This window comes from Stieleria mannarensis, from assembly GCF_014154935.1.
Taxonomy (GTDB): Bacteria; Planctomycetota; Planctomycetia; order Pirellulales; family Pirellulaceae; genus Stieleria; species Stieleria mannarensis.
On record NZ_JACEHH010000040.1, the window covers coordinates 1 to 21584 of the forward strand.

Annotated in this window: 17 protein-coding genes; 9 read left to right on the top strand and 8 right to left on the bottom strand. The window is 59.5% G+C overall.

Features of this window, described 5'->3' with window-relative positions; translation table 11 throughout:
* The first annotated feature begins 484 nt into the window (after nucleotides 1-484).
* Nucleotides 485-979 carry a type II toxin-antitoxin system VapC family toxin gene (locus H1B37_RS23445; RefSeq protein WP_182869383.1) on the top strand — a complete coding sequence of 165 codons (495 nt, stop codon included), beginning with the start codon at nucleotides 485-487 and terminating at the stop codon, nucleotides 977-979.
* A 677-nt stretch (nucleotides 980-1656) separates the two neighbouring features.
* Here the strand turns inward: H1B37_RS23445 and H1B37_RS23450 are convergent.
* Nucleotides 1657-1794, bottom strand: a complete 138-nt coding sequence (locus H1B37_RS23450) for a hypothetical protein (RefSeq protein WP_182869385.1) — start codon at nucleotides 1792-1794, stop codon at nucleotides 1657-1659.
* A 497-nt stretch (nucleotides 1795-2291) separates the two neighbouring features.
* Between H1B37_RS23450 and H1B37_RS23455 the strand changes: the two genes are divergently transcribed.
* Nucleotides 2292-4061: a TlpA family protein disulfide reductase gene (locus tag H1B37_RS23455; RefSeq protein WP_182869387.1), complete on the top strand. Its 1770-nt coding sequence runs from the start codon at nucleotides 2292-2294 to the stop codon at nucleotides 4059-4061.
* A 153-nt stretch (nucleotides 4062-4214) separates the two neighbouring features.
* Nucleotides 4215-5255 carry a methyltransferase gene (locus H1B37_RS23460; RefSeq protein ID WP_182869389.1) on the top strand — a complete coding sequence of 347 codons (1041 nt, stop codon included), beginning with the start codon at nucleotides 4215-4217 and terminating at the stop codon, nucleotides 5253-5255.
* Nucleotides 5256-5384: 129 nt separating this feature from the next.
* Here H1B37_RS23460 and H1B37_RS23465 read toward each other — a convergent pair whose 3' ends face one another.
* Entirely contained in the window at nucleotides 5385-6335 is a 951-nt protein-coding gene (locus tag H1B37_RS23465; RefSeq protein WP_182869391.1) for a sugar phosphate isomerase/epimerase family protein, read from the bottom strand.
* A gap of 288 nt (nucleotides 6336-6623) precedes the next feature.
* Here H1B37_RS23465 and trhA point away from each other — a divergent pair, with 288 nt between their 5' ends.
* Entirely contained in the window at nucleotides 6624-7274 is a 651-nt protein-coding gene (gene trhA, locus H1B37_RS23470) for a PAQR family membrane homeostasis protein TrhA (protein ID WP_182869393.1), read from the top strand.
* A 182-nt stretch (nucleotides 7275-7456) separates the two neighbouring features.
* On the opposite strand, the gene H1B37_RS23475 is transcribed toward trhA, so the two are convergent.
* On the bottom strand, nucleotides 7457-8569 hold the full coding sequence (locus H1B37_RS23475) for a calcium/sodium antiporter (protein ID WP_182869395.1): 1113 nt from the start codon (nucleotides 8567-8569) through the stop codon (nucleotides 7457-7459).
* A 244-nt stretch (nucleotides 8570-8813) separates the two neighbouring features.
* Here H1B37_RS23475 and ggt point away from each other — a divergent pair, with 244 nt between their 5' ends.
* On the top strand, nucleotides 8814-10523 hold the full coding sequence (ggt, locus tag H1B37_RS23480) for a gamma-glutamyltransferase (protein ID WP_220498338.1): 1710 nt from the start codon (nucleotides 8814-8816) through the stop codon (nucleotides 10521-10523).
* Nucleotides 10524-10726: 203 nt separating this feature from the next.
* Here ggt and H1B37_RS23485 read toward each other — a convergent pair whose 3' ends face one another.
* The 3 genes from H1B37_RS23485 to H1B37_RS23495 all read right to left on the bottom strand — a co-directional run bounded on the left by H1B37_RS23485 (nucleotide 10727) and on the right by H1B37_RS23495 (nucleotide 14571).
* The gene (locus H1B37_RS23485) at nucleotides 10727-11029 is read right to left on the bottom strand and encodes a WYL domain-containing protein (RefSeq protein WP_286178082.1); all 303 of its coding nucleotides are present in this window, start codon (nucleotides 11027-11029) and stop codon (nucleotides 10727-10729) included.
* A gap of 122 nt (nucleotides 11030-11151) precedes the next feature.
* Nucleotides 11152-12450, bottom strand: a complete 1299-nt coding sequence (locus H1B37_RS23490; RefSeq protein ID WP_182869397.1) for a DUF1501 domain-containing protein — start codon at nucleotides 12448-12450, stop codon at nucleotides 11152-11154.
* Between the two features lie 135 nt (nucleotides 12451-12585).
* Complete coding sequence (locus tag H1B37_RS23495) at nucleotides 12586-14571, bottom strand: DUF1549 and DUF1553 domain-containing protein (protein ID WP_182869400.1); 1986 nt, start codon at nucleotides 14569-14571, stop codon at nucleotides 12586-12588.
* A 272-nt stretch (nucleotides 14572-14843) separates the two neighbouring features.
* Here H1B37_RS23495 and H1B37_RS23500 point away from each other — a divergent pair, with 272 nt between their 5' ends.
* From H1B37_RS23500 to H1B37_RS23510, 3 genes are all read left to right on the top strand, one after another.
* Nucleotides 14844-15386, top strand: a complete 543-nt coding sequence (locus tag H1B37_RS23500; protein WP_182869402.1) for a hypothetical protein — start codon at nucleotides 14844-14846, stop codon at nucleotides 15384-15386.
* Between the two features lie 111 nt (nucleotides 15387-15497).
* On the top strand, nucleotides 15498-16370 hold the full coding sequence (locus H1B37_RS23505; RefSeq protein ID WP_182869405.1) for a hypothetical protein: 873 nt from the start codon (nucleotides 15498-15500) through the stop codon (nucleotides 16368-16370).
* Nucleotides 16371-16462: 92 nt separating this feature from the next.
* A complete protein-coding gene (locus H1B37_RS23510) occupies nucleotides 16463-16918 on the top strand; it encodes a response regulator (RefSeq protein ID WP_182869407.1) in 456 nt (151 codons plus the stop codon).
* On the opposite strand, the gene H1B37_RS23515 is transcribed toward H1B37_RS23510, so the two are convergent.
* Nucleotides 16911-18806 carry a sensor histidine kinase gene (locus H1B37_RS23515; RefSeq protein WP_182869410.1) on the bottom strand — a complete coding sequence of 632 codons (1896 nt, stop codon included), beginning with the start codon at nucleotides 18804-18806 and terminating at the stop codon, nucleotides 16911-16913. The genes H1B37_RS23510 and H1B37_RS23515 overlap by 8 nt on opposite strands.
* Nucleotides 18807-18911: 105 nt before the next feature.
* Between H1B37_RS23515 and H1B37_RS23520 the strand changes: the two genes are divergently transcribed.
* Nucleotides 18912-19778: an alpha/beta hydrolase family protein gene (locus H1B37_RS23520; RefSeq protein WP_182869412.1), complete on the top strand. Its 867-nt coding sequence runs from the start codon at nucleotides 18912-18914 to the stop codon at nucleotides 19776-19778.
* Here H1B37_RS23520 and H1B37_RS23525 read toward each other — a convergent pair.
* On the bottom strand, nucleotides 19750-21255 hold the full coding sequence (locus tag H1B37_RS23525; protein WP_220498339.1) for an SLC13 family permease: 1506 nt from the start codon (nucleotides 21253-21255) through the stop codon (nucleotides 19750-19752). The genes H1B37_RS23520 and H1B37_RS23525 overlap by 29 nt on opposite strands.
* Between the last annotated feature and the right edge of the window lie 329 nt (nucleotides 21256-21584).

The following is a 21584-nucleotide window of genomic DNA, read 5'->3' on the forward strand; positions in this document are numbered from 1 at the left end:
GAATCCAACGGACCGGCTGGCGGAACGATGTGTCTGAGGCCCGGAGGGCCGGCAGAGTGTCTGCCGGTGGTGTCAGCCACCCGGGATGGATTCCTTGCAATGCTCAAGGCCCAGCGGGCCGACACAATAACCCGTGCTTCGATCGCTCCGGTGACCGCCAAGAGAATGATTGTGCCGGCCCTTCAGGCCTTGGTGGTCGATTACACTGGATCCCGGTGGTTGACACCACCGGCAAGCACTGTGCCAGCCCTCCGGGCTTCATCGTGTCTGTCCATTGAAGAACGCGGTGACAGAGAAGTGAAATCTCCCGCGGCCCATTCAATCGAGTACATTGGCCATCAGCGGCGATGGCTCAGGCCGTCGTCGTGCCGACTGCGCGAACCAGGTGGTGCACCGCAGTCGGCGAGTCGAGTTTGTTTTTGAGTTGCGGTCGATCGCGCCGACGCGGTGACCACAGGCCGTTACCCGATGATACAATACTCGAATGGATACCGTGTACATCGAAACGACCGTCGTTGGTAGCATCGCTGGTCGGATGCACCCAAATCCGCTGATCGCAGCGCGGCAGACAACGTCGCGTGTTTGGTGGTCGGACGCACGAACCAAATATCGGCTATTCGTGTCTCAACTCGTGATTGACGAATGTCTCGCTGGCGATCCCGATGCTGCAACAGAACGTGTTGATGAATTGACTGCGATTCCTCGGCTGCAAATCACGGACGCTGCAAGTAATTTGGCCGAGGCGTTGATGGATGGGAAAGCCATCCCAGAATCAGAACCGCGTGACGCGCTTCACATTGGAATTGCTGCCGTGCACGGGATACAATATTTGGTGACCTGGAACTTCAAGCACATTGCAAACGCGACGCTTCGCGACCGCATCAACAGTGTTTGCCGTGATTCCGGCCATGAGCCTCCTGTAATTTGCACTCCCGAAGAGATAGCGGGGATGAGCGATGACGCCCTTGACACCGACTGAAGACATACGTGCCGCTCGGCATAGACTCGCCGCAAAATTTGACAACGATCTTGATCGTATTGTTGCTGATCTCCGCTGCCAAGAAGCTGAATCAAGCGCGGAGTTTGTAACACTTGCCAGCCGTCAACCCAAACGTAGGGCGAACCATGCCGTGCACCGGAGCGGCGGTGGTGACGTTGTTGACAATGGTGGCTCTACTCCCGCCGCCAGGTGACGGCGGCCGTTCGCCGATAGAATTATTCACTGTTTGCCGATGGACGATCAAGCAGCACTACGTGACCGCCTTAGCGAATGCATCCCTGACGAACTGTATGAACTCTGGCGCAAGGGGCCATTACGACTCGCCAGCCGAGACGACCTTCCTATCGTCGAACTGACTGGACGACAATTGTCACTTCACTGGGGTTCAACCAGGATTGTCGCTGATGCCGCCGACTGTCACTTCCGGGTCGGGCGAAGTGCGCCCACCGGATTTCATCACAGCTCTGTTTCCTGTGATTCGCTCCTGATGTCTTCGTTCGATTGGTGCGCGGTCGACTCGGCTGAGGAACACAAACCGACGCCTGAAACGGTGACAGTATCTTGTTGCCGGATCCAACAAGACCGACGGATCGCATTTCGCTGGTCGGCCGACGTGTCTTAGGCCCGGAGGGTCGGTAGAGTGTCTGCCGGTGGTGTCAGCCACCGGGGATGGATTCGTAGCAAGGCTCAAGGCCCAGCGGTCCGACACAATCATCGGTTACCACCGCTTCCAGGGAGACCAGAGAACGCATCATTGGTGTCTCGTGGTCGACCACCGTGATGTTCTTGGGCAATTGACTTCCGGGGGGCACTCCCAAAGTCGCGATCAGATTGCCCCACGGAGGACGAGCTGCCAGGGATCTGTGGCGTCGCACGCTGCCATCGGTGGGTGTCGATTTTGAACCGCAGAGTCGTCGAGGACACAGACTGAGGCAATGGAGTGCCTCATCCTCTGCGCCTCTGTGTTTCCGTCCCCCCTGTTTCCGTCCCCCCTGTCTCCGTCCCCCCTGTCTCCGTCCACGGCGCGTTGATCTAAAGCCCCCTTTGCAGTGTGCCCCATTCAGTGCTTTGGTTGCGGCTTTGACGTCTCGAAACAACGTGAGTATTACTGCTTTTGATCACGCCCCGGGGTGTGCTGCGCGACCCGGGCTGTGTGGGGGCACCGCTCTGCGGTGTAGTGACAAACCGTCGTGGACAGGAGGGTTTTCAATTCAGGCGCAGTGGAAAACCGACGGTTGCGATATAGTTTGGCGATTCGAAATTGATCCCGTCGCCGAACCCTTTCACCGCCATGCGAATTCGTCCGCTTTCCTTTCATCGGGGCAACCTGACCGCCGTTGCCTATTTGTCCCTTTTCCTGTGCGCTGTGAGCTGTTTGTACGTCTCGGGCTGCTCACAGAGTGATCCCGACGCGGCGTCAAGCCCTCCGGCCGGGGGTGACGGGACGGAGAATGGCGGTCCGGTTGGCGGGACCGGTGAACATGTGCCCGTCGGCGGCGAAGGCACCGTCGGCGCCGACTCCGCTGCTGCCCAAACGACACCGCCGCCGGCCATGGCAGAACGTGAGGATTTGGCCGGCCCGCGGATCGCGACCGCCACCGAACGTCCAGGCCCCAGCTCAAACGCCCCCAAGGCCACTCCGCCCGGTTTCGAATTGGCCGATTCGAACACCATCCCCGCGGGGGGCCCCGAGATGATCGCAGCCGATGGCGCAACCGCTGTCGCAGCCGAACGTGAACTGCGCGGGGATTTGACGGCGGACGAGTTGATGACGTTTCTGGAAGAGTCCGACCGGGACATGGAATTGCTGGCCCGCCAACGCAATCAATTGCAAGCCCCCGATCAAGCCAGCGAGATGATGCAGCAGTTGGTCAAAGGCAAGCTGCAGGCCGCCATTCGGCTCCAGGAGCATCCCGATGCCAGCGATGAGCAGCGCATCGCGGGTCTGCGCGGTCATCTGCAGGCCCTGTCGCATCTGTCGGCGATGGGCGACATCCAGTCGGCCAAGGCGCTCGAAGCGTTGGCCCAACAGAACCTGTCTTCGCCTGTAACGACGATCGCCAGTGATAGCCGGATCGTGTTGATCGGATTCGCCATCGACGGTTTGCGGGCCGGTCGCGAATCGGCGGCCCAAGAAATCGTTTCGCTGATCCAAGGAATGACGGCCAGTGCCACCCCGGATATCCCGGCCGTGCTGATGATGGCCGAAGCCAGACAGGTGTTGGCCGATTACGGAATGGTGGACCAATCGGCCAAAGTGCGGGAAAAGATTTTGGAACTGTACGGCAACTCGCCCGACAAGATGATCGCACAAGTCGCCGCCGACGCCGCCGGGACGGCCAAATATGATTCGGCCACACGGTTGGTCGGTGAGATTTTGGAAAACGAGAACGTGGCGCTTGAGCGTTGGACCGAGGTCGTGACGACGTTGGCCAGTGACGCCCCCGACATGAACACCGTCGAGTTTTTGGGCACGTCGGCGCTGCAATTTGAAGCCGCCGGGCGTGACGCGTTTGTCCAGGAAACGTTTCGCATCCTGAGCGATCAATTCGCGGACGCCGACTCGGCGACCGCCGGCGAAATCGCGACCGCCAAAGCCGCGATGGAAGCCCGCCGCGACGTCATCGGGACCTCGCTGGACGCGCTGGCACACCTGCCCACCCTGGACGGAAACAGCATTGCGTCGACCGAGACCAAGGGCAAGGTTGTGCTGATGCCGTTTTGGGCCGTGTCGATCCCGCCTTCGCTGCAAATCATTCCGATGCTCAAAGAGATCCAATCCCGGCACCGAGACAAAATCGCGATCGTGGGGATGAACCTGGATGGCGAACAAGCACCGTTGGGAGAGTTCCTGGCGAAGAATGATCTGGGATTCCCCAGTTACCGCAGCGTTTCGTCGGCCACGTCGGACCAGGGCAACCCGATCGCGTCCAAGTTCGGTTTGGTGTCGTTACCGTTCGTCGCGATCTTCAACCAACAGGGGCGGGTCGAAGCGTTGGATTTCACCGGGATGCAACTCGAATCGGTCGTTGAATCGTTGATCGACACGGAAAGCGAATAGTCCAACGCAGCTGGTTTTCGCGTCGTCCACTACCCGTTACCGGACCTTAGGACGAGACGGAACACCGTGCTGCGTTCCAAACCGGAACACGTGGCGCGTTCCGCTACGGCACGAACCTTCAAATCTTGACCAGGCATAGCGCAAAGCACTGCGATGACGATCAACTTGAAACACAACCCCGCGACCGATCCCGCTCTGCTGTTGCGTTTTCGCGATCGGCAGTACGCGCCGGACATGCTTGCCGTAGCGATCGGCAAACTGAATCTGTTCACGTGGATCCACTCGCGGGGCGATGCCGAGACGGAGGCGATCGCCAACCACTTCTCGCTCGCATCGCGTCCCTTGGATGTGTTGCTGACGCTGTGTCGGGCCAGCGGGCTGATCGAAAGCGCCGGCGATCGACACAGTCTGACGGACCTGGGACGCGAACATCTGGTCGACACCTCGCCCTGGTTTCTCGGTCCCTACTACGCACCGATCGTCGATTCGCCGATTGCCCAGGGCTGCTTGCAAGTCTTACAGCACGATCGTCCGGCCAATTGGCAGGCCGACGAAGACGGCAGCGACTGGCACGCGTCGATGATGGACGAGGAGTTTGCCAAAGGCTTTACCGCGTTGATGAACTGTCGTGGCATCGCCATGGGGCAGGTGCTCGCCGACAAAGTGGGCAGCTTCGTCGCCGATTGCAACCATGTGTTGGATGTCGGCGGCGGATCGGCGATCTACTCGTCCACGCTTGTCGCCAAACACGATCACTTGCGGGCGACCGTGCTGGAACAATCACCGGTCGATCGGTTGGCACGCCAGGAGGTGCTGCGACACGGGCTGCAAGATCGGATCACGGTCGCCCAAGGCAACATGTTCACCGATCCTTGGCCGTCCGGAGCGGATTGCGTGTTGCTGTCCAACGTGCTGCACGATTGGGACTTTCCCGAGATCCGGACGCTGATTCAAAAGACGTGCCAGGCGTTGCCGTCCGGCGGTCGTGTGATCATCCACGAAGCGTTTTTAAACGACGACAAAACGGGCCCGTTGGCGGTCGCCGAGTACTCGGTGCTGTTGGTCAACATCACCCAAGGCAAGTGCTATTCGCCGGCCGAATACGGCGCGATCCTGTCGGATCACGGATTCGAGGTCGGTCCCTATCAAGACACGATCGCCGACCGCGGTTTCCTCACCGCGATCAAACGTTAGTGCATGCTTGTGGCGCGGTTTTCGGTGGGACCGGACAGTCGCCGTCCTCGCCGAGGTTGGCGCAGGCAAAGCTTCGCTTGGGTGGCCGCCGATTTCGGAGAACACGGCGACACTTGACGAGCCGGAAGCCTAACCCACGCCCAGTGTGATTGCTTTTCGGATCGCTTTGGACGTCGCCTGGCAGGCGGCGTCGTTGTCCATCTTGTTGAGTGCTTGGTTGAACGGTTCGGCGCGGACCGGGCCGTCGTAGCCGACATCAATCAGTGCCTGCAGGAAGGACTTCACGTCGATCACGCCTGTCGCCGCGGGGAGTTCGCGGCGGTTGTCGATCTGCTGGTCGACCGGGACGTCCTTGGGGGCGTCGTTCAAATCGCACCCGACGATTTGGTTCGCACTTAGGGAGCGGATGTCGTCGGCCGTTTCGCCGGCTGTGTACCAGTGCCAGGAATCGAGCACGAAGCCCATGTTGTCGACGCCGATGGCCGAATGCAGTTCGGCCGTCTCGCGCATCGTGTGAATGAACGGGAATCGTTTCGAATTGCGCAGGGTCGCCGTACCGACGTATTCCAGCCCCAAGCGGAGGTCATGGTCCTTCAAGATTTTGGCGCATTGCCGCAGCCGATCGGCATGTTGCTTGAAGTTGGCCACGTAAGTCAGTTCGTCGTGACAGGGCCGGATCCAGGTTCCCATTCGGTCCACACCGGCCCGGCGCAATGCGGCCGCTTGAGAGGGTAGCGCGGCCAGCCCCTGTTTGAAAGTCTCGGTGTCCTTGCGAAAATCGACGGGCAGGCCCGAGGAGCCCCAGACAAGGCCTTTCTCCTTCAGGCTCGCGACCAACGCCTGGCTTTGGGCATCGGACAGTTTGGCCAATTCCTGAGGCGATGCGGCGACCGACTCGAACCCGTGGCTGGCCGCCAATTCGATCGCTTCATTCTGATTCGCCTTGACACCGATGCTGCCCCAGCGGAGATCGATGGTGAATTTGCGTTTCGCTTCGGACGAAGCAAACGCGGCCGGACAGGCCGCCAACGAGAAAAGTCCGGCCGAAGCCGCCATGACGTCACGTCGAGAAAGTTTCATAAAGGTTCCGCGTGTGGGGGGCGTGCAAAAGCGATCGGCACCCAGTTTAACATCGATCGACCGGATGCGCGGGACGGGTACCGAATCGGTCGAGGGGGGCGAGTGCTTCGTCAGCCTTTTTTAGGTTGACGCTACGTTTCTGAACTAAGGTTTTTCCAATTGGCATTGTCTGCGATACTTCCCTGGAAGTCGCATTCGGGAGACTTTCAGACCGGTCTCATTCGGGCACTCCCAAATTGCGATGATGATCGTTGAATTCGTCCATTACAAATTTACCCGCTTCCTGTCGTGAACGCCCCCGCCCCACTCCATGGAGATGCGCCCATCCGGCCGGATGAAGAGTGGGCCAATGCGCTCACGCACGGCGTGGCGGCATTGTCATCGCTGGTGCTGGGCGGTTGGCTGGTGCTCGATGCATTGCCCGATCATCCGGGGTTGGCGTTGGCATGTGTGGCGTACATCGCATCGGTGTTTGCGACGTTTTCGTTTTCGGCGCTCTCGCACACAATTCTGCAACAACCGTTATTGGACACCTTGCGGGCGTGGGACCAGGCGATGATCTATGCGATGATTTCCGGCACGTACACGCCGATCATTTATCGCCATGCCCCGGACACGGTCCGAGTGCCGTTGTTGACCGCGATCTGGGTCGCCGCGTTTGCCGGGATCGCGGGCAAGCTGTTGCTGAGACATCGCGTCAACAACATCGCGACGGTCAGCTATCTGCTGCTGGGTTGGTTACCGGCGATTCCCTTGTATTCCAACGTCCCCTCTGGTCTGGGCTGGGGGATGTTACTCGGCGGCGTGCTGTACACCTTGGGCGTGATCGTGCTGCTGAACGATTCCAAGCTCAAGTACTTGCACGTCGTCTGGCACCTGTTTGTCATTTCGGCCGCCTTGTGTCACTTCATGGCGATCTGGTGGTATGTCGTGGGGTAGTGGAGCGCGGCCCGGGGTGTACTTCGCGACCCGGCGCTGTGTTGTGGCACCGCTGGGCGGTGTAGCACCGGAGCATCTCCCGACGACGCGACTCGAATTCGTCTGGGACGATGAATTCGCATTCGTTTTGCGGATCAAATGGTGGCGAAGTAACGGCATCGGTGTCATCGGCAATCGAGCATTCACATCTCGGAGCTTTCCGAATCAGTGCGTGATGCGGCCGGTTTTCGCGCATCGCGGACGACGGCGACGGCGAGTGTGATGGCGGTCGGTGGGATCACGAAGGTGAGCATGACGAATTCATACGTTCGATTGAACTGCGGCACGGTCGCCGCGGTGACCAAATACGCCGTGTAGGCGCCGTAGTAGGCCAGAAACAGAACGCCTTCCCAGCGCGCGATCAGGTGACCGGTGAAGAAGATCGGTAGGCAGGCGAAAGCGACGGCGACCATCACGGGGATGTCCAGCTGCAACGCGGTGTCCGTGACGGTGACCCCTTGGGCGGAAACCAGGCCCGAGAGGCCCAGCACGCCCATGATGTTGAATAGGTTGCTGCCGACCACGTTTCCCACTGCAATGTCACGTTCCCCGCGAATCGCCGCGAGGATCGACGTCGCGACTTCCGGAAGCGAAGTCCCGGCGGCGACAATCGTCAGCCCGATCACCAGCTCGGACATCCCCAATTGCCGGGCCAACACGATCGCCGCATCGACAAACCAACGTGCCCCGAGCACCAACAACGCCAGCCCGACGACCAAGAGGAGCAGGTTGAGCACCATCCCGCCGATCGAAATGGTTGACGTCGCTCCGTATTCGCTTTCATATTCCGCGTTGACCGCAGCTTGCTCTTTTCGACTCTTCCACACCGCCAACGTTAAATACCCGACTAGCCCGGTCACCAACAACGCTCCGTCGATGCGACCGAGACGCCCGTCCCAGGCAAAGCCCCAAACCAGGGCCGATAATCCGATCATCAGCGGGACATCAAAACGGATCAGTTGCTGAGAAACACGCAGCGGAATGATCAGTGCCGAGATTCCGAGAATCAACAACACGTTGAAGATGTTGCTGCCCACGACGTTGCCCATCGCCACGTCGGGTTGTCCACGCCAAGTCGATTGAACACTGACGACCAACTCCGGCGCGCTTGTTCCGATCGCGACCACCGTCAACCCGACCACCAATGGCGAAATCCCCGCCGCGACCGCCAACTTGGATGCACTCCGCACCAACAACTCCGCCCCAATCGTCAGGACGACCAACCCCAGAACGAGTGTGAGAATGACCAACCGCACGCCCTTTGCTTCGAACCGATCGGAAAACGAATCGACACTGATTTACAGAGAACAGAATCGGATCGTTCCTGCAAGCGGAAAGTGGCACGTGGGCGTGTCGATGTCGGGCCAGCGATCGACCACGTCATGAGCTGTCGGTTTGTGCACGCGGCCCCGCTTCGGGGAAAATGGCGTTAACTTAGCGGTACTCGGTTTTGATCGGCCCAACGTCGGCCCCGGATATCGTGCTTGGAAGGAGTGAATTGTGAAACGCTGCTGTCGATTCGGATCTCTGTTGGTCTTGGTGTGGTGCTCGTTCTACGGCGGGCACGTCGCGGCGCAGTCTCGCGACAAGTCGCCCCATCGCGATGCGGAAAGCCGAGACGGGATGGTCGTCGCCGTCTCGCCCGATGCGGCGGCGGTCGGAGCGAAGGTTCTTGGCCGGGGCGGCACGGCGGTCGATTCGGCGATCGCCACCGCGTTTGCGCTGGCGGTCACCCATCCGGCGGCCGGCAATATCGGTGGCGGCGGGTTCATGCTGGTTCACCCCGGTGACGGCAGCCCCGCGGTGGTGATCGATTATCGCGAAAAAGCCCCCTTGGCGGCCACGCGGACGATGTTCGTCGACAACAACGACGCGCGGACCCACCCGTATGTCGGCGTCCCCGGAACGGTCCGCGGATTGAAGCTGGCCCACGAGTTGTACGGTTCACTTGCTTGGAGCGACTTGGTCGAACCGGCCGTGGCACTCGCTCGGGACGGGTTCATCCTGCATGAAGGCTTGGCCGGCGACCTGAACCGTCAACTTTCCCGCTCCTCCAACGACGAATTTCGACGTGTCTACGGCAAGCCCGATGGCACGACATGGGTCGCGGGCGACCGCATCGTGCTCTCGGATTTGGCCGCGACACTCGGGCGGATTGCCGACAACGGACCTGCCGGATTCTATGCCGGTCGGACTGCCGAATTGATCACCGCCGAGATGCAAGCCGGCGGCGGTTTGATTTCGGCCGAGGACCTGCTTCGCTACCGCGCGCGAATCCGAGCACCGATTCGAAGTCACTTTCGTGGCTATGAAGTCCTCGGGCCCCCTCCGCCCAGCAGTGGCGGGATCACGCTGGCCCAGATGCTCGGCATCGCCGAACAGTTTGACCTTCGTCGCTGGGGGCGATGGTCGGTCCAGACCAACCACGTGATGATCGAAGCGATGCGCCGCGCGTATGCCAACCGTGCGATGTACCTGGGTGATCCCGACTTTGTCACCATCCCCAAACATTTAGCCAGCAGTGATTTTGCGAAGTACATGGCCGGCACCATCGACCTGGACCAGGCCACGCCCAGTGCACTGCTGGGACCGCCGATCACCGAACCGGCGGAAAGTCCCCAAACGACGCACTTTTCGGTGATCGACCGCAACGGGATGGCCGTCTCCAACACCTACACCCTGGAAGCCAGCTATGGCAGCGGCATCGTCGTCCGCGGCGCTGGATTTTTATTGAACAACGAAATGGGTGATTTCAACCGTCGACCGGGCGTGACCAACTCACAAGGATCGATCGGGACGGAGGCCAATGAAGTTCGTCCCGAAAAACGCATGCTCAGCTCGATGACGCCGACGATTGTGCTGAAAGACGATCAGCCGTACTTGATCACAGGCAGCCCCGGTGGGCGCACGATCATCAACACGGTGTTCTGCGTCACGCTGAACGTTCTTCAGTTCGACATGACCGCCCGCCAAGCCGTGGACGCTCCTCGCACCGACCACGAGTGGTTTCCCGATCGCGTTCGCTTTATGGGGGCCGACGATCCCGAGCACACCGAGATGGTCAAACAACTTCAACGGCTCGGTCACACCGTCGTCGACACCAACAGCCAAGGCGACGCCAACACGATCCTGGTCTCCGAAGGTGTGTTTATCGGAGCGGCCGACTCCCGGTTCGGGGCCGCCGTCGCAGCGACGGAAAGTGACCGGTAGGGATCAATCGTTCTGATCCGACCGATCGGGCAATCGGTGATCGGGCAATCGGTGATCGGCGGGGTGTACGACGTCCTTTCCAGGTCGTCGTGTAGAGCCCCACGGGCGACAGCCCGGAAGGGCCATCGGACAAAGAAAACCGGCCGACTTGAGCGGGGAAGTCCCTTGACGTGACGCTTGGTCACTGCCAGGGAATTTGCGCGTTAGACCAGACAGGCAACGGTGGTCATCGTCGCCGCCGGTGCGGGAACGGCCGGCTCGATGCTCTGCATCGGCATCGGCATGATGACTTCCGCCGCCGGGACCAGTCGCACGGCTTCGCATCGCGACAGATAGAACTGACGCGGTTCTTCGCGGCACAGGCACAGCGCCAGGAAACGGTCGTCGCCGACAAAACGAATCGGGCTGACGATCCGGCGGGTGCGGTTGCCTTTGGAATCCGAATAGACCATTTCGACGACGAAGGTTTCCGAGTCCAGCATGGCGCGGCGTAGTACGTTTTTCATGGCGTGTCCCCCTGAAGGATGGTAATCACTTCGGACGCGGCAATTTGGGTCGGCCGATTCGTCCGTTGCGGGCAGGTTTCTGCTTGCCTGGAGAAGTATCAGGGGGCCACGGACACATTCGGTCACGCCAACAGCGCCGCAATCGGATCGCCGTTGCCGCCGATCTTAAACGGCCGTCCGTTGGGGGCAAATTGCTCCTTTTCCAGCGGCAATCCGGCCGCCGCGGCGATGGTTTTGTTGAAATCACTGACCGACACATGGTCCTTGTCGACCGAGAACCCTCGTTTGTCGCTCGCCCCGTACACTTGGCCGCCCTTGATGCCGGCGCCCATCAACAGCGAGCAGAACGCGCCGGGGTGGTGGTCCCTTCCCCCGTTGGCATTGATCGACGGTTTGCGGCCGAATTCGGTCGTCAGCACGACCAGGGTTTCATCCAGCAATCCGGTGCGGTGCAGATCCTTGAGCAAGATCCCCAGTGCGGTATCCAGATGCCCGGCCCGGTCATTGAGCCGCGTGTAGATGTCTTGGTGCATGTCCCAGCCCCCGTAGGAGACTTCGACAAAGCGGGCGCCGCCTTGAACCAAACGCCGCGCCAACAAGCAACCCTGGCCCAGCGTGTTGTTGCCATAGGCATCGCGAACGGCTTGGGGTTCTTGCTTGATATCGAACACCTTCAATTGGTCACTGCCCATCAAATTGCGGGCTTCATGGTACAGCTGGTTGTAGGCTTCGATCTTGGTGTTGCCGCGGTGGGAGGTTTGGAACTTGGTGTCGAAGCGTTCGGCCAGCATCAGCCGGCGGGCGAACAATTCGTCCGGCAGGTACTTGGGCAGTTTGATGTTCTGGATGCCGGCGCTGGGGCTGGCGACGGGAACCGGTGACAGCGACGGTTCCAGGAATCCCGAACCGGGATGCCGATTGGCCGACCCGATCACGTAGTTGCCCGGCAGCTCACGATTCAGTCGACCCTGTTCGGCCAACATCCAGCCTCCCATCGCGGGGTGTTGGATACTATTGATTTTTTTGTAGGACGTCCGCATCAAGTACTGGCCTTTTTCGTGAGCGCCGGTCTCGGTGCTCAGCGATCGGACGACGGCGATTGCACCGGCCAGATAGGCGAGTTTCGGAAAACGGTCGCCAAAGGAGATGCCGGGAACGCGGGTTTGGATGGGTTTGGTTTCGCCCGCTTCGGGCACACCCGTCTTGGGGTCAAAGGTGTCCAGGTGCGTCATCGCACCTTCCATGAACAGATAGATGATGTGCTTGGCTTTGCCCGCCGGTGTGCCGGCCGCCCGGGCTTCACCGAGGGACGCCATCGCACCGGAACCGACGGCACCGGCAAACGAGACTCCCAAGCATTGATTGGCGACGCTGCGCATGAAGTCGCGGCGACACGGGTGGGTTACTTCTGGTGCAGGCATGATCGAGAGTAGGCCGAAACGGATAGGATTCAGGTGAAGGTCGACGTCGCGTCGAGCGATGGATGTGGGATCGGCTTCCAGCCTGTCGATTCCGGGATGACAGGCTGGAAGCCGATCCCACAGTCTCCGGACGGGTTATTGAACGAACAGGAATTCACGGGTGTTGAGCAACGCCCAGATGATGTTTCCATAGCCGACGTTGTCGTTGGGCGTGCGCGAGAGTTCTTTGGCGACAAACAGTCGATCTTTGGTAGCCGGGCGTCGTGCCAACACGCTCATGAAGATGGCGTCGATGCGGTCGCGGGTGTCGCGGATCGCCAGGACGTCGTCGACGATCGCGGATCCGCGTTCAAGCATGACGTGGGTGATCGGGCCGTTGAACATGGCCAGAATCTGCGGCACCGTGGCTTCCTTGGCCGCACCGTCGATCGTTTCTCGATCGCTTTGGCCGAATTGACGCAAGAAGTGATCGGCGCGTTGGGGCGACGGCAACTCACTGGCGCGGCACAGGATGTTTCCTTGATAAGCGTGCTTGTTCAGCTCGCGTTTGTAGGCGGAAAGAAAATACGTCTTGGCGAACCGTTCCGACTGGGCCTTGGCTTGTTGGAACGTCAAGTTGGAAAAGTCGACGTCGACATACGGTTTCAGCTCTTCGGCCCCCGGACGCTGAAATGGCATCGGATTGCGCACGGCCAACGTCAGCATCGAATCCCAAACCTGTTCGGCCGTCATCCGGCGAATTGTCGGACCGGGAAAGTAAAAGGCCTGGCCGCTGGTGACGTCATAGTCCGACGCGGCTCGTTGGTAGGTTCGCGAGTACAGAATGATGCGAACCAAATCCTTGAGGTCGAATCCCGAACGCACCAGTTCCTTGCCCAGGTACTCCATCGCCGGTTCGTTGACGCAGGGATGCTCATCGCGAAAATCGTCGATCGGTTCGACGAAGCCGACGCCCATGAACCGTTGCCACAGCCGATTGACGATCATGTTTTGGAATTGCTGGTTGTCCGGGCTGGTCACCCAAGCGGCGAATTGGTGTCGTGGCGAGGCGTTCTTGGCCTTGGAAGGGATTTCCCCCCACAGCACGGCCGGCTCCACGACCGACTTGGGTTTGGCGTCCAGGTAGGCGTAGTCGTGTGGCAATCGCAGCGTCGCTTTGACCTCGGACACGCTGTACGTGTTAGCGCGAATCATGCGTTGGAACGCACCGGGGACGCGCCCCTTGTCGTAGTGCTTGCGGGCTTCGCTGATCATCGCGTTGGCGGGATTCGTTTTTTCATAGCCCGGGTCGCCGCGTTTGATTCGCGTTCGAGTCCCGGCGGTCAACGCCGCCAATTCGTAAAACTGGTACTGGGTCCATTGATCGAAGGGGTGGTCGTGGCATTGGGCACAGCCGATTTGGGTGCCCAAGAAGACGCGAACCGTGTTGTCGATGTACGGCAACGGCATCCCGTCGTCACGCAACTGATAGCCGACCGCGGGGTTCTCCCACACCTTGCCGTCGGCGGTCAGCATTTCATAAACCCACTGGTCGTACGGCTTGTTGGTGCGGATCGCATCTTTGACATACGCCAAGAACGGTTCGGCGATGATGTTCGGCTGGGGGCGTTCGCGCAGCCGCAGCGTGTCGGCCCAGAAGTTGTACGTGTGACTGACGTAGTCGGGACTGCTGAGCAGCGTGTCGATCAATTCGATGCGTTTGTCCGGGTCGCTGGAATCCAGAAAGGCTTGGGCTTCGGCCAGCGTCGGAATTCGTCCGGCGACGTCCAAATAGATCCGTCGCAGAAACACTTCGTCTTCGACCGGCGGGTTCGGCGACAACCCCTGTTCGGTCAGCTTGTCTTCGATCAGCGAGTCGAGCTGGGAGGCGGCGAGTTCCAATTCCGTCCGACGCTCGCGCGAGGCCGGTTCGACGTCCATCAGATGCGACGGACGGGTGCGAACACTCTCGGGTAGCCGGATTTTTGGCGGTGCGGGTTTCTTCTTTGCCGGCGGCTTTTTCTGGGCCGTCGCGACGGCCGGGGACAGGGCCAACAGGGCGGGGGCCAGCAGAGCCCCAACCAGAACGGCCAGGGGGAGCGTACGGCCAAAAAGCGTGGAAAACAGGGCGGCAGGGGACATCGAGACTCGCGATCGCATGAAAAACAACACCTGGTATTCTGCCACAGCTTGGTTTTCCGTCTCCCCGAATTGTCAGGGCGGGACGGAATACGAAAGGTGTCGAGAAGGGGGATCCGTCAGCCGTTGAACGCGCCGACTGAGGTTTTGTACCCCAATTTTAACTTGCGATCTGGCAAATGCGGCATGCAATGTGCGGGATGTGCGACGTGCGGGATGTGCGGTCCAGAAACGCATCTTTCGACCGCTCCCCCCGCTGTGCTACAACCGATGTCATGTTGGGTGAAATCAAAGTTGGCCGATGTAGCCGCCAGTGCTACCGCGAAAAGCGACCGCTGAAAGAAGGCGAGTGGTACTACAGCGTCGTGCTTACCAATGACGACGACGAATACGAGCGCCGTGATTACAGTGCCGACGGGTGGGAAGGCCCACCGGAGGGGACACTGGGGCATTGGAAATGCCGGATGCCGGTCGCCGGCGAGAAGAAGTTGGTGCTGGCGCCGCGGGCCGTGCTGATCGGGCTGTTGCGGCAGATGGAGGACATGCCCGAGCAGGCGAAAACACGTTACCTGCTGGCGCTGATCCTGCTGCGTCGACGATTTGTCCGCGTCATCGCCAGCCCACACGCTGCGGCGAAGAATCCCAACCAAGCGGACGCGGCGACGTCCGGCCCCCCGATGATGCACTTGGAAGTCGTCGACGACGGATCGACGATCGACGTGGCCGAGTGCCAAATCGCCAAGAGCGAAGCGGAATCGTTGAGCGAGGCGCTGAGCGAGTTGCTATATTGCGAAGCGAGTGAAATTCAACAGGAATGATCGATGGTACGGTTTGACGCAAGGATGCGCGCCCTGACCTGGCTACTCGTGCTCGGGGTCGGTTTTGTTTCCGGCGGAGCGACGTGCGCGCGACGCGACACGACTTTCCAAATGCCTCCCCCACCACCCGTACTGCCCCAAAACCCGACGTTGGAGCAGGTCGCCGCGGCGGTCAATCGCACGTCCTCGATCGGGGAACTGTCCACCAACACCGCATCGGTCGATGTGCTGACCATGCCCGCGCTGGCCGAGTTGTCGGCGACGATCAATTTGCGCAAAGAGCGTGATTTTCGGCTCAAGGCCAGTTTGCCCGTCGTGATGGTATCGGGGTTGGACATGGGCAGCAACAATTCGCTGTTTTGGTTCGAAGTCCCCGAGGGGTTGAGCCGCACGTTGTACTTTGCCCGGCATGACCAATATCGCCGGCAACTCGACCGCGCGGTGCTGCCGGTCGACCCGACCTGGGTCAGCGACGCGCTCGGTCTGGTCCAAATCGACCCCAATCAAGTGGTCGCCGGTCCGGTCATGCGGCCCGACGGAAAGTTGGAAATCCGATCGGCTTTGCCGTTGCCCGCCGGAACCTTTCAGCGTGTTTGTTACATCGATGCCGCCGCGGGGCATGTCACCGACCAACTGTTGTACGCGCCCACCGGCGGCCCGCCGATCGCCGAAAGCCACGCTTCGAACCACCAATTCTACGTCGATCACAATTGTTCGCTGCCGCATACCGTCCAGCTGTCGCTGCGGCCGCGCGCGGGAGAACCGTTGGAGATGGTGATTGACGTGGGCGTTTACGCGGTCAACCAGATTCTAAGCGGTGATCCCAATCTGTTTGTGATGCCGCAAGGGGCCAGTCAGTCGATCGATTTGACCACGTTATCACCGGCCGGCGGCGGCATGGTCGCGCCGACCAGTTACCAGCTTCCCGCCAGCTATCAATCCGACTCGGTCGGTCCGATGCCCTACCGCGGCTTGGTCCGGTAGGAACCTGTTTGATGCTGCCCTATACTCTAGTTGGCGGCAATTGTGAGAGCCGCTTCCGCCGGGTATCACAGCAAACCATTCGAGACATCTGCATGTCGACACTCCATGTGCCGAACGACCGCGACATCGTGTTGGTCGATGACGACGAGCTCGAAATCAAATTGTTCGCCCGCTTCATGACGCTCTCCCTGCTGAACAATGCGTTGCAATCGTTCACCACGGGCGAGGAATTCCTGAGCTTCATGAACGAAGTCGACCAGGAGAAACGCCCCGTTCCGGCGATTGCGATGATCGACGTTCGGATGCCGGTGATGAACGGATTTGAAGTGGTTCAAGCCGTTCGCGCGAACCCGTCGTTCTCGGAAATCCCGATGGTCGTGATGTTTTCAAATTCCGATGCGCCGGTCGATGAGCAGAAGGCGCGTGACGCCGGAGCCGATGCCTACATCGTCAAACCGCAGGGATTTCAAGGTTACCTGCAGATCCTGAACATGCTGGCGACCGGTCAAGAAATCGAAGGTGATTCCCCGGTGACGTACTTCAAGTGATCTCGGTCCCATTGGGATCCGAAAGGGTGAATTTGATGTGTGTGAAATCGTCCCCTGATTCCGCGTAGATCACTCCGGAGTGCTTGTCCACGATCCGTTTGCACAGGCTGAGTCCGACGCCTGTTCCGGAGTGGGCTGATCCGCCTATTGTGCGGTACATTTTGAACACCTCGTCGAGCTGGTCCTGCGGGATGGAGGAACCGGTGTTTTTCACCCCGAAAATCCACGTGTCCCCGGGCTCATCGGCGGTGAAGTGCAGTGTGAAATCGTCACCGCTTGCGTGGGCCAGTGCATTGGACACCAAGTTGCGATAAAGCAACTCCAGGTACGATTGGTAACCCAACAGATCACGGGGGTGGACGTCCTTTTGCACGACCACCTGACGGGCAAAAAGGGTGGTTTCAAACTCTTGAAGCAGTGTGTCGATGATTCGATCAAAGTCGATCGGCTGGCGCTCGCCTTGCTCCTCGGAAACCCGCGTCAGCGTTCGAAAGTCTTGGACCATCGCCAACATTTGATCCGAGCAGCGTGATGCATCGGCAATCAATAAATGCAACTCGTCATCCTCAATTTCCCGCAAGTGGTGCGCGACGAGCCCCATCAAATTGGACTGCATCCGCGCCGGTTCACGTAAATCGTGTGCCGCCAGGTGCGTGAAGTGTTCCAGGTCGCTGTTGGTGATTTGCAGACGCCGGTTGGCGCCCACCAGTTCCGATTCTTTGTCCTTGATCGTGACGGCCATCTCCTCAAAGGCCGTGGCCAAAACGCCGATTTCGTCGGTCCTGTCCTTGGGCAATTCAATGACCGGACCGCCTTCTTTGATTCGGTTTGCCGCCTGAGTGATCGCGTAAAGCGGACGGGTCAATACCGAACTGGCCAGGTAGCCGGTGAACATCGCCAACAGGATCAAGGTAAATGTCACGGCCACGGCCCATCGCACGATGTCGTTTTGCGATTCGTGCAGATTCACGTTGGTCGCGATGACACCAATCCCGATCACATTTTCGTGGCGCGAGGAAAACATGTCCGACTTGCCGAACACAATTTGTCGTTTCCCGTCGGCGATCTCGCGCAACGAGGGTGACAGCGGTCCGGCCAAAAACGCGGCAAGCGATGGGTGGTCGGTGGCGATCGTACGCCCGTGCGGCAATTCGAATCCGAACGTGCGTTCCGGGTCATTGTGATAGAGATAGTAACCTTCTTGGTTCGTGGCGATGTACTGAAAACTCTCCGAATCCGGCAGCAACAGCGGACGAAAGAGCATGTCGAAGCGGACGTTCAGGACGACAATGCCGCACTGTTGACCGCGATCATCGTAAACGCCGGCGACAAAACGGACGGTCGGCTGGTAAGGAACTTGGATCTGACCGTTTTCTCGGTTCAGGTTGATTTTGGAAACGTAAACCTCGTGATTCTGCAGCTGCCGGGACGCGATGAAGTAGTCTCGGCCGGATTTTTGTTGCAGTCGATCATCGGGGATGACCGTTGTCTCGCCATCGAGTTGCTCGACACGCACCATTTCTTGACCGTTCTCGTCCAGCCGGATCAGCCGGACTTGGCTGTAGAATGGTTTTGACGATGCGATTTCGGTGAAAACTCGTTGCAGCTCCGTTTTGGCGAAGACAAAATCGTCCGTATCACGTTCACGCTCGGCCTGTGCGACGGTCCGCACGATAGGCAACTGCGCCAATAGCCGCACGTTGTGTTTGATGTTGTCGACTTCCTGTTCCAAACTGCGGATGTCCGAAACAAGGATTTGACGCAGAGAGTCGAATTGCTGCATCTGGGCGATCTGCACATAGCCGATGTAGACGGTCGATCCGATCAGGGCTGCGGTCACTAGGATCAAGGTCACTGACAGCCAGCGCAACTGGATCGCAATTCTCATGGGGCCTCTCGGGTGCGGTCGTCGTGAAGGTTGATGGTTATTATGTCGTGCTGCGGAGTGATCCGCATGCGCTGGTGTCCAACATGCACTTCTGCAGACGGAAAGATGATCGATCGAAACGGGCAATTGGGATTAACACAACTTACCTTGGTTGCGGCAATCAGTTTACTCGTTGCCAAACCGGACGGTTTCGCTCAAACGCCCGGGCGCGTCCAAGACCTCCGGACGCCGGCGGTGACCGCCGGAGAACCTGCGGCGGGCAAACGCGTCCGGCAGGTTCTGCCTGCCTACCAGGGATCCAATGTCTATCACCTGCTTTACCTTCCGACCGATTGGCAACCCGATCAAAAGTATCCGGTGATCGTCGAATACGCGGGCAACCAATACCAAACCAGCCCCGGCACGGTCGAGGGCAGCAACTTGGGATACGGCCTGTCCGGGGGCAAGGGGGCGATCTGGGTTTGCATGCCCTACGTCAATACCCAGCAGCAGCGAAATCAGCAGCGTTGGTGGGGCGATATCGATGCGACCGTGGCGTATTGCAAACAGACCGTAAGGACGGTTTGTCAGCGTTACGGCGGTGACCCCGAAAACCTGTTCATCGCCGGTTTTTCCCGTGGGGCGATCGCCTGCAATTTCATCGGACTCTACGACGATGAAATCGCGGCGCTTTGGCGCGGATTCATCTGCCACAGCCACTACGACGGGGTGAAACAATGGCCCTATGCCGGCAGTGACCGCCGGTCGGCCGCGAATCGATTGAGGCGACTTGGGGATCGGCCGCAATTCATCAGTCACGAAAAATCCGTCGCCGCAACGCGCGACTATTTGGCTGAAGTCATGCCGGATGGAAACTTCACCTTTCAAACCCTGGCGGGCTGGGACCATACCGACACTTGGGTTCTGTACGACATTCCCCAGCGGACCACACTGAGAGAATGGTTCAACGCCACGTGTCAGGAAACTCGCTGATCTGGATCCCCCAGACGATCGGCAGCACCCAATAAACAAACGCGGTCAGCAACAGGATCGAAATCACGTTTAACCAAATTCCTGCGCGCACCATATCCGGAATCCTCAAGTGCCCCGATCCGAACACCACGGCATTGGGCGGCGTCGCGACCGGCAGCATGAACGCGCAAGACGCCGCCACCGTCGCGCCGACCATCAACAGGAACGGGTGCACGTTCATCGCAACGGCCATGGAGGCCAGGATCGGCAACAGCATCGAGGTCGTGGCCAGATTCGACGTGATCTCGGTCAGGAAGTTGACCGCCGCGACCAGGATCAACACCAGCAGCAACATCGACACCGACTCCAGCAGCGTGGTTTGGGAACCGATCCAAACCGCCAACCCGCTGGACGTGAACCCCTCGGCGAGCGCCATCCCGCCGCCAAATAACAGCACGATCCCCCACGGCAGGTTTTTTGTGTCTTCCCAAACCAACAGCGGCAACCGTTTCCCGTCCTGGTTGAAATTGCCACTGGGGATCAAAAACAGGCATAGCCCACCGGTCATGGCGATGATTGTGTCGTCCAGTCGCGGGAACAATCCCAGTTGCTGCTGCAGAAACGATCGGCTGATCCATGCGGCTGCGGTCAACGAGAACACGCCGAGCAGCAGTTTTTCTTCCAGTGAAAACGCCTTTAACGCCTGGAGTTGTTTTTGAATCTCCTGACGCCCGCCGGGAAAACTCTTCTGTCGAAACTGAAACGCGAATCGCGTCAGGTAAACCCAACACAGGGCCAGCAAAATCAGCGAGATCGGCAGTCCAAACTTGAACCACTGCAGGAAGCTGATTTCCACACCGTAGACTTCTTGAACGACCCCGGCCAGCACCAGGTTGGGCGGCGTGCCGATCAGGGTGGCGATGCCGCCGATCGATGCGCTGTAGGCGATCGCCAGCATCAACGCCTTGCCAAACGTCTCATTCTCGCCGGCTTCGGTTTGCGGATTGTCGCGCAACTGGGTCACGATGGCCATCCCGATCGGCAGCATCATGACCGCGGTCGCGGTGTTGGAAATCCACATCGACAACCCCGCGGTGGCGACCATGAACCCGAGAATGATTCGGGTGATGTTGGTGCCGATCAGGTTGATGATGTTCAGCGCGATCCGCCGGTGCAGTCCCCATTTTTCGATCGCAATCGCGATCAAAAACCCCCCGATGTACAGAAAGATGTAGCGGTGGCCGTACTGGGATGTGGTCGCTTGCAAGTCGACGGCGCCGGTCAACGAAAACAGCACGATCGGCAACAGCGCCGTCGCGGCAATCGGGATCGCTTCGGTCACCCACCAGACGGCGATCCAAGCCGTCGACGCCAACACCGCGTTGGCCTCCGGGCTCAAACCGGGCGGATGAACGAACATCAAGATCAGGGCAAACAGGATCGGCCCGGCGATCCGTCCGACAAACTTGGCAGAGAAGGTCATGGTGTGCGTGGTCATTCAACGGGCGTCGTCCGTGGAAGAGGGGGGGGAGAAGATTTTGGAGGTAGGAAGATTTTGGAGGGAAGTGTCTGCGGAAAGGAAACGGAGTCAGAGTCGCCGGTCGGCACGCAATTTTCTTACCTCCTAAATCTTCCTACCCACACTTCAACGCTTACTGTTCCCGTCTCGATCAAGGGGACCGTTTTGACGATCGGCTGACCAATCTAGCAGATCTCATTCGCAGCGAGAGACGGCGGCGCGATCGTTCCCCCCTGCCAGGCGAACACGCGAAAACCGCCGCAGCCGATTGCCGCATTGGTGATCTTGACCGACTCGGATTCTCCATG